Here is an 8,423-nt window from a genome sequence, read left to right on the forward strand (position 1 = left end):
GCCGCCACGCCCTCACCGCTTCGGCGCTTAGTTGCGCTCGAGGTCGATGTCGATACCCAGCGAGCGGATTTCCTTCACCAGCACGTTGAACGATTCCGGCATGCCGGCATCGATCGAGTGCTCGCCCTTGACGATGTTCTCGTACACCTTGGTCCGGCCGTTCACGTCATCCGACTTCACGGTCAGCATTTCCTGCAGCACGTAGGACGCGCCGTACGCTTCGAGTGCCCACACTTCCATTTCACCGAAACGCTGGCCACCGAACTGGGCCTTACCGCCCAACGGCTGCTGCGTCACCAGCGAGTACGGACCGGTCGAACGCGCGTGCATCTTGTCGTCGACCAAGTGGTGCAGCTTCAGCATGTGCATCACGCCCAGCGTGACCGGACGCTCGAAGGCTTCACCGGTGCGGCCGTCGAACAGCGTGACCTGCTGCTTGGAAGCGGTCAGGCCCTTCTCCTTCGCGATGTCTTCCGGATAGGCGAGGTCCAGCATGCGGCGAATTTCATCCTCATGCGCACCATCGAACACCGGCGTCGCGAACGGCACGCCCTTCTTCAGGTTCTCGGCCAGTTCCAGCACTTCAGCGTCGGACAGGCTGTCCAGATCCTCAACCTTGCCGCTCTCGTTGTAGATCTGACCCAGCAGCTTGCGAACTTCGGCAGCCTTGGCTTGCGCCTTGAGCATGTTGCCGATGCGCTCGCCCAGACCGCGCGCGGCCCAGCCCAGGTGGGTTTCGAGAATCTGACCCACGTTCATCCGCGAAGGCACGCCCAGCGGGTTCAGCACGATGTCTGCCGGCGTACCGTCAGCCATGTACGGCATGTCTTCGATCGGGGTGATCTTCGACACAACACCCTTGTTACCGTGACGACCGGCCATCTTGTCACCAGGCTGCAGGCGACGCTTCACGGCCAGGTACACCTTGACCATCTTGATCACGCCCGGCGGCAGTTCGTCGCCTTGCGTGAGCTTCTTGCGCTTCTCTTCGAACGCGAGGTCGAAGTCGTGGCGCTTCTGCTCGATGGCGACCTTCACAGCTTCCAGTTGCAGCGCCACTTCGTCATCCGACGGACGGATGTCGAACCAGTGCCACTTGTCCAGATCGGCCAGGTATTCCTTCGTCAGCGCAGTGCCCTTGGCCAGCTTCTTCGGGCCGCCGTTGGCAACCTTGCCCACCAGCAGACGCTCCAGACGCTGGAAGGCATCGCCTTCCACGATACGCAGCTGGTCGTTCAGGTCCAGGCGGTAGCGCTTCAGTTCTTCGTCGATGATCGACTGGGCGCGCTTGTCGCGCGTCACGCCTTCACGCGTGAAGACCTGCACGTCGATCACGGTACCGCTCATACCCGACGGCACGCGCAGCGAGGTGTCCTTCACGTCGGACGCCTTCTCACCGAAGATCGCACGCAGCAGCTTCTCTTCCGGCGTCAGCTGGGTCTCGCCCTTCGGCGTGACCTTGCCGACCATCACGTCGCCGGCTTCCACTTCGGCGCCGATGTACGTGATGCCCGATTCGTCCAGGCGAGCCAGTTGGGCTTCAGCCAGGTTCGAGATATCGCGCGTGATTTCTTCCGGTCCGAGCTTGGTGTCGCGCGCAACGACCGACAGCTCCTCGATGTGGATCGAGGTGTAGCGGTCTTCCGCAACCACACGCTCCGAGATCAGGATCGAATCCTCGAAGTTGTAGCCGTTCCAGGGCATGAACGCGACCAGCATGTTCTGGCCGAGCGCGAGCTCGCCCATGTCGGTCGAAGCGCCGTCAGCGATCACGTCGCCGCGGGCAACGATATCGCCCACCTTGACCATCGGACGCTGGTTGATGTTCGTGTTCTGGTTCGAACGCGTGTACTTGATCAGGTTGTAGATGTCGACGCCGACTTCACCAGCAACGGCTTCCGCATCGTTCACACGGATCACCACGCGGTTTGCATCAACGTAGTCAACCACGCCGCCACGGGTGGCCTGCACCGCCGTACCCGAGTCCACTGCCACGGTGCGCTCGACGCCGGTACCCACCAGCGGCTTGTCTGCACGCAGGCAAGGCACGGCCTGACGCTGCATGTTTGCGCCCATCAGTGCACGGTTTGCATCATCGTGCTCGAGGAACGGCACCAGCGAAGCTGCAGCCGACACGATCTGCGACGGCGCCACGTCGATGTATTCCACGCGGTCCGGCGTGACCATACGCGTTTCACGCTCGCTGCCTTCACGTGCGGAGACCAGTTCGTCAACCAAGTTGCCGTTCTCGTCCACCGTCGCGTTGGCCTGTGCCACCACGTACTTGCCTTCTTCGATGGCCGACAGGTAGTGCACTTCGTCGGTCAGCTTGCTGTTTTCAACCTTGCGGTACGGCGTTTCCAGGAAGCCGTAGTCGTTCAGCTGTGCGTACAGTGCCAGCGAGTTGATCAGACCAATGTTCGGACCTTCCGGCGTTTCGATCGGGCACACGCGGCCGTAGTGGGTCGGGTGCACGTCGCGGACTTCAAAGCCCGCTCGCTCGCGCGTCAGACCGCCCGGGCCCAGTGCCGAAATACGACGCTTGTGCGTGACTTCCGACAGCGGGTTGGTCTGGTCCATGAACTGCGACAGCTGCGACGAACCGAAGAACTCGCGAATCGCCGACGAAATCGGCTTCGAGTTGATCAGGTCGTGCGGCATCAGGTTTTCCGTCTCGGCTTGGCCCAGACGTTCCTTCACAGCACGCTCAACGCGCGACAGACCGGCACGGAACTGGTTTTCCGCCAGTTCGCCGACGCAACGCACGCGACGGTTGCCGAGGTGGTCGATATCGTCCACTTCGCCCTTGCCGTTACGCAGGTTCACCAACAGCTTGATCGTGTCGAGGATGTCGTCGTCCGTCAGCACCATCGGGCCAGTGCCTTCCGAGCGGTTCAGACGGCTGTTGACCTTCATGCGGCCCACGCGCGACAGGTCGTACGAGTCTTCGCTGTAGAACAGACGTTGGAACAGCGCTTCGACGGCGTCTTCGGTCGGCGGCTCGCCGGGGCGCATCATGCGGTAGATCGCGATACGCGCGGCGGTCTGGTCGGCCGTGTCGTCCGTGCGCAGCGTGGACGAGATGTACGGACCTTGATCCAGATCGTTCGTGTACAGCGTCTGGATTTCCTTCACGTCGGCGTCGCGCAGCTTCTCGAGCACGCCTTCGGTCAGTTCGTCGTTGGCGTTGGCCAGGACTTCACCGGTGTCCGGATCGACGATGTTCTTCGCCAGCACGCGGCCCAGCAGGTAGTCTTCCGGCACGCTGATCAGCTTGGTGCCAGCCGAGTCCAGGTCACGGATGTGCTTGGCGTTGATACGCTTGTCCTTCTCGACGACGACCTTGCCGTTCTTGTCGGAGATGTCGAAGCGCGCGACTTCACCACGCAGACGCTCGGGCACGAATTCCATCAGTGCGCCTTCGCTCTTGAGCGTGAAGTTATCGAACACGAAGAAGTGCGCCAGGATCTGTTCCGGCGTCAGGCCGATCGACTTCAGCAGAATCGTCACCGGCATCTTGCGCCGGCGGTCAACGCGGAAGTACAGGATGTCCTTCGGGTCGAATTCGAAGTCGAGCCAAGAGCCGCGGTACGGAATGATCCGTGCCGAGAACAGCAGCTTGCCCGAGCTGTGCGTCTTGCCCTTGTCGTGTTCGAAGAACACGCCCGGCGAACGGTGCAGCTGGGACACGATCACACGTTCCGTGCCGTTGATCACGAACGAACCGGTGGAGGTCATGAGCGGAATTTCGCCCATGTAGACTTCTTGCTCCTTGATCTCCTTGACCTTGGTGGGGTTCTCGCGGTCGTTGATGATCAAGCGCACTTTTGCGCGCAGCGCCGAGTGGAAGGTCAGACCACGCTGTTGACATTCCTTGACGTCAAACGGCGGGTTGGACAGGTGATACGACACAAACTCCATGCGCGCCAGACCATTGTGCGACGCGATGGGGAAGATGGCATTGAATGCAGCCTGCAGGCCTTCGGTCTTGCGTTGCGAGGGGCCTGCCTCGGCTTGCAAGAACTGAGCATACGATTGAATCTGGGTGGCAAGCAGGAAGGGAACCTGATGGACCGTTGCACGCTTCGCGAAACTCTTGCGAATGCGCTTTTTCTCGGTAAAGCTGTACGCCATGGGATCTCCGAATCATCGCAAGTGCGCGCGACGGACTTGTAGCGTAGGTCACGCCTGGCACTTGAGGTGTTCAGCGACTGGTGACGGGATTTGGCGGTTGGCCGCTACCAACCTCTGGCTGACGGTACTGCGCGCGCCGCCCGCACATGAACCCATGGAGCCCATGCTACGGACGGGGGAGTACCCGACCAAACTTGCCTTCTGCAGTCGGTTCAGAAGACAAACATCAGCGGACTGCGAACTGCCTAGTGTGCCACTGATGTTTGGCCTCTGCTGGCCTTGTTCCGGCCGGCTGCCGGAAAACCCGGCGAAAGAGACTTTAGCGTTACTTATTGCGTGATTGCAGGATCGCTCAGCATCGCGTCCCACAAGCGCAAAAAGGCTGGCGCCGGGAAATCTCCCTTTGCCAGCCTCCGTCGCGTACCGAATACGGCACGCGAGACCTGCACTTACTTGGCTTCGGCTTCCGCGCCGGCTTCCACCAGCTTCTTCACCAGCTCGTCGGCGGTCTTCTTGTCGACGCCTTCCTTCACGGGCTTCGGTGCGCCATCGACCAGGTCCTTGGCTTCCTTCAGGCCCAGGCCGGTGATTTCACGCACGGCCTTGATGACGCCAACCTTGTTCGCGCCGGCGCTCTTCAGCGTCACGGTGAATTCGGTTTGCTCTTCGGCTGCAGCAGCGGCGCCGCCAGCTGCCGGGCCAGCCACTGCAACAGCAGCTGCCGACACGCCAAACTTCTCTTCGAACGCCTTGACCAGGTCGTTCAGTTCCATCACGGACATCGAGCCAACGGCTTCGAGGATGTCGTCTTTGGTGATTGCCATTTGAATAACTCCAGAATGTGATTCGGTATCGATCGTGCGATCTGTACGTGGTGCCGCGGCCGATTAGGCTGCAGCAGCCTCGCCTTCGCCTTGCTTGGCAGCCAGAGCACCCAGGGCGCGGGCAAAGCCCGACACCGGTGCCTGCATGACGAACAGCAGCTTGCTGAGCAGTTCTTCGCGGCTCGGGATCGAAGCCAGGGCCTTCACGCCATTGGCGTCCAGCACCTTGCCTTCGTACGAACCGGCGCGCAGCACCAGCTTGTCATTGCCCTTGGCGAAATCGTTCAGCACCTTGGCCGGGGCCACTGCGTCTTCGGAAATACCGTAGATCAGCGGGCCAGTCAGTTGCTCGGCGAGTTCGGCAAACGGCGTGCCTTCAACAGCGCGGCGTGCCAGCGTGTTCTTCAGAACGCGCAGGTAGACGCCTTGCTGGCGCGCTTGCGCGCGCAGCTTGGTCAGATCGCCAACCGTGATACCGCGATATTCAGCAACGACGATGGTCGAGGCCTTGGCGACTTGCGCCGTTACCTCGGCCACGACGGCCTTCTTATCTTCGAGATTGAGTGCCACGGTTAAGCTCCAAAACGACTTCGGTTTCCACAGTCACTGAGGTCACCTCGGTCAGTCCAAAAGTACGGCGTCCGATTGGCACAAATCACTTCGGCAATACCAAAGTCACTTATTCCCTTCGGGGGCGCCATCTGCGTTGGCCGTGCGCTCCGTTACCGGATTGCGTCGCGATTAAGGTGTCGGCTCGACGAGCCCTTCACCGCCAACGGTCTTTGATAACCAGCGGCTTCAGCGCGCTTGCGCACACATCCGCCCCTGCCCAAAGTCCTTCCCTCAAACCGCAAGGGACCGCGTGGCCGGGGCCACGCGAGAGAAAACTGCTAACGCTGGGGTGGTTATCGGGCCACCCAGCGCGAATGATCGAGAACGATCAGGCAGCCAGGGTTGCCTGGTCGACACGCACGCCAACGCCCATGGTCGACGAGACGGCGACCTTGCGCAGGTACACGCCCTTGCTCGAAGCCGGCTTAGCCTTGGTCAGCGCGTCCAGCAGTGCAGCCAGGTTGCTCTTCAGAGCAGCCGGTTCGAACGAACGGCGGCCGATGGTGGCGTGGATGATACCGGCCTTGTCGACACGGAATTGCACCTGACCAGCCTTGGCGTTCTTCACAGCCGTGGCGACGTCCGGCGTCACGGTGCCGACCTTCGGGTTCGGCATCAGGCCGCGCGGGCCCAGGATCTGACCCAGCGTACCAACCACGCGCATCGTGTCCGGCGAAGCGATCACGACGTCGAAGTCCATCTTGCCGGCCTTGATCTGCTCAGCCAAGTCTTCCATGCCGACGATCTCTGCACCAGCAGCCTTGGCTTGCTCTGCCTTGTCGCCTTGGGCAAACACGGCCACGCGCACCGACTTACCGGTACCGGCAGGCAGCACCACCGAACCACGCACCACTTGGTCCGACTTCTTCGCATCGATGCCCAGTTGCACGGCCACGTCGATGGACTCATCGAACTTGGCGCTGGCGCATTCCTTAACGAGGCTCAGGGCTTCGTCGATCGGGTAGAACTTGGTACGCTCGACCTTGGCCTTGTTTGCGGCCACGCGCTTCGAAATCTTTGCCATGATTACAGGCCCTCCACCGTGATACCCATCGAACGGGCGCTACCGGCGATCGTACGCACGGCGGCGTCCAGATCAGCTGCGGTCAGGTCAGCGTTCTTTGCCTTGGCGATTTCTTCAGCCTGGGCGCGGGTGATCTTGCCGACCTTGTCGGTATGCGGCTTGGCCGAGCCCTTCTGGATACCGGCTGCCTTCTTGATGAGCACGGTCGCCGGCGGCGACTTCATCACGAAGGTGAAGCTCTTGTCGGCGAAGGCGGTAATCACCACCGGCACCGGCAGGCCCGGCTCCATGCCTTGAGTCTGCGCGTTGAACGCCTTGCAGAACTCCATGATGTTCAGACCGCGTTGACCCAGGGCCGGGCCGACGGGCGGGGACGGATTTGCTTTACCAGCCGGAATTTGCAGCTTGATAAAGCCAATAATTTTCTTGGCCATCTTGACTCCAATCCGGATTGCCCAGCTAAGACAACCGTGGCAATCCTATTGAGTGGTAACGCATCAGCGCAGGGCTGACGCTCCTCTGTTGGCGCAGGCGGCTTCACCGCCGTTGCCCGCCAAGTCCAATGGACTGGGCGATTGGCGCGGCGGCTTACGCCCCCGCACCCAATCCTTATACCTTCTCGACCTGGCCAAACTCGAGTTCGACCGGCGTTGCACGCCCGAAGATCGTCACGGAAACGCGCAGGCGCGACTTCTCGTAGTTCACTTCCTCGACGTTGCCGTTGAAGTCGGTGAACGGGCCTTCCTTCACACGCACCATTTCGCCCACTTCGAACAGCGTCTTAGGACGCGGCTTTTCGACGCCTTCCTGGATCTGGGCCATGATCTTGTCGACTTCGCCCTTGGAAATCGGCGAGGGACGGTTACCCGTACCACCGATGAACCCCGTCACCTTGGCCGTGTTCTTGACCAAGTGCCAGGTCTCGTCGGTCATCTCCATTTCGACAAAGACATAGCCCGGGAAAAGGCGGCGCTCGGTCACGGTCTTGCGACCGCTCTTGCTTTCCATCACCTCTTCCGACGGCACCAGAATCTGGCCGAACAGATGTTGCAGGCCTTCGCGCTCAATGCGCTCCTGCAGCGCGCGTTGCACGCTCTTTTCCATGCCCGAGTAGGCATGCACGACATACCAGCGCTTCTTAGAGGCCGGTGCGGACGAATCCGTGGACGTGTCGTTCGCTGCGTTATCCGTCATGGCTTCACTCGATTATTTCCAGCCCAACACGAGCGAGAAGATTACCCACTCGATGAGCTTGTCCGCAGACCAGAGGAACAAGGCCATGATTACCACGAAGGCAAACACCAGACCGGTCATCTGCCCTGCTTCCTTGCGCGTCGGCCAAACGACCTTACGAACTTCGCGGTACGACTCGCGGGCGAACTCGATAAAGCTCTGCCCCGGCGCGGACACCAGTGCAACACCGGCACCCAGCACCAGCCCGCCGATCAGCGAGGCCGCACGGACGTAACTCGGCTGTTGCGCCAGCAAGTAAAAACCGATCACCCCTGCGACCACCAGCAGGAACGCCACGACCAGCAGCCATTTGCCGCTGGCGGTGTTGACGGTTTCGACGGTCGGATTGGCCATGTTTCCCAAACGAGACAAGCCGCGTGGCGCTGAATCGCGCTACGCGGCTGATGAATTGGCAGGGGCAGAGGGAATCGAACCCCCAACCTTCGGTTTTGGAGACCGACGCTCTGCCAGTTGAGCTATACCCCTAAAACAGCTTTGGGGTTGCCATTTCGGTCAACCCCACTCTGGCACTTCACATGCGGCCGGTTGGCAGCCGCATGGAAGAGTTACAGCAACTTACTTGATGATCTTGGCAA

At 61.0% G+C, this 8,423-nt stretch carries 7 protein-coding genes and 1 tRNA gene; all 8 read right to left on the reverse strand.

Going from position 1 to position 8,423, the window contains the following annotated elements; genetic code table 11:
* Nucleotides 1–27 precede the first annotated feature (27 nt).
* Entirely contained in the window at nucleotides 28–4,134 is a 4,107-nt protein-coding gene (rpoB, locus tag PI87_RS21455) for a DNA-directed RNA polymerase subunit beta (protein WP_039599762.1), read from the reverse strand.
* A gap of 449 nt (nucleotides 4,135–4,583) precedes the next feature.
* Nucleotides 4,584–4,958 (reverse strand): 50S ribosomal protein L7/L12, encoded by a 375-nt coding sequence (rplL, locus tag PI87_RS21460; RefSeq protein WP_039599763.1) that lies wholly within the window; start codon nucleotides 4,956–4,958, stop codon nucleotides 4,584–4,586.
* A 63-nt stretch (nucleotides 4,959–5,021) separates the two neighbouring features.
* Nucleotides 5,022–5,528, reverse strand: coding sequence for a 50S ribosomal protein L10 (gene rplJ, locus PI87_RS21465; RefSeq protein ID WP_039599764.1), 507 nt, complete (start codon nucleotides 5,526–5,528; stop codon nucleotides 5,022–5,024).
* Between the two features lie 370 nt (nucleotides 5,529–5,898).
* On the reverse strand, nucleotides 5,899–6,594 hold the full coding sequence (rplA, locus tag PI87_RS21470; protein ID WP_039599765.1) for a 50S ribosomal protein L1: 696 nt from the start codon (nucleotides 6,592–6,594) through the stop codon (nucleotides 5,899–5,901).
* Nucleotides 6,595–6,596: 2 nt separating this feature from the next.
* The gene (gene rplK / locus PI87_RS21475; protein WP_004634453.1) at nucleotides 6,597–7,028 is read right to left on the reverse strand and encodes a 50S ribosomal protein L11; all 432 of its coding nucleotides are present in this window, start codon (nucleotides 7,026–7,028) and stop codon (nucleotides 6,597–6,599) included.
* 175 nt (nucleotides 7,029–7,203) lie between these two features.
* Nucleotides 7,204–7,788, reverse strand: coding sequence for a transcription termination/antitermination protein NusG (gene nusG / locus PI87_RS21480; protein WP_039599766.1), 585 nt, complete (start codon nucleotides 7,786–7,788; stop codon nucleotides 7,204–7,206).
* Between the two features lie 12 nt (nucleotides 7,789–7,800).
* Complete coding sequence (secE, locus tag PI87_RS21485; protein ID WP_039599767.1) at nucleotides 7,801–8,181, reverse strand: preprotein translocase subunit SecE; 381 nt, start codon at nucleotides 8,179–8,181, stop codon at nucleotides 7,801–7,803.
* 56 nt (nucleotides 8,182–8,237) lie between these two features.
* Nucleotides 8,238–8,313 (reverse strand) — tRNA-Trp (locus PI87_RS21490).
* Nucleotides 8,314–8,423: the final 110 nt, after the last annotated feature.

The sequence above is a fragment of the Ralstonia sp. A12 genome, assembly GCF_000801955.1.
Taxonomy (GTDB): Bacteria; Pseudomonadota; Gammaproteobacteria; order Burkholderiales; family Burkholderiaceae; genus Ralstonia.

What these genes read in the sequence shown, in the direction of transcription:
- nusG (WP_039599766.1), bottom strand. Translation starts at nt 7,788, where the DNA reads ATGACGGATAACGCAGCGAACGACACGTCCACGGATTCGTCCGCACCG.
- secE (WP_039599767.1), bottom strand. Translation starts at nt 8,181, where the DNA reads ATGGCCAATCCGACCGTCGAAACCGTCAACACCGCCAGCGGCAAATGG.
- rplL (WP_039599763.1), bottom strand. Translation starts at nt 4,958, where the DNA reads ATGGCAATCACCAAAGACGACATCCTCGAAGCCGTTGGCTCGATGTCC.
- rplK (WP_004634453.1), bottom strand. Translation starts at nt 7,028, where the DNA reads ATGGCCAAGAAAATTATTGGCTTTATCAAGCTGCAAATTCCGGCTGGT.
- rpoB (WP_039599762.1), bottom strand. Translation starts at nt 4,134, where the DNA reads ATGGCGTACAGCTTTACCGAGAAAAAGCGCATTCGCAAGAGTTTCGCG.
- rplA (WP_039599765.1), bottom strand. Translation starts at nt 6,594, where the DNA reads ATGGCAAAGATTTCGAAGCGCGTGGCCGCAAACAAGGCCAAGGTCGAG.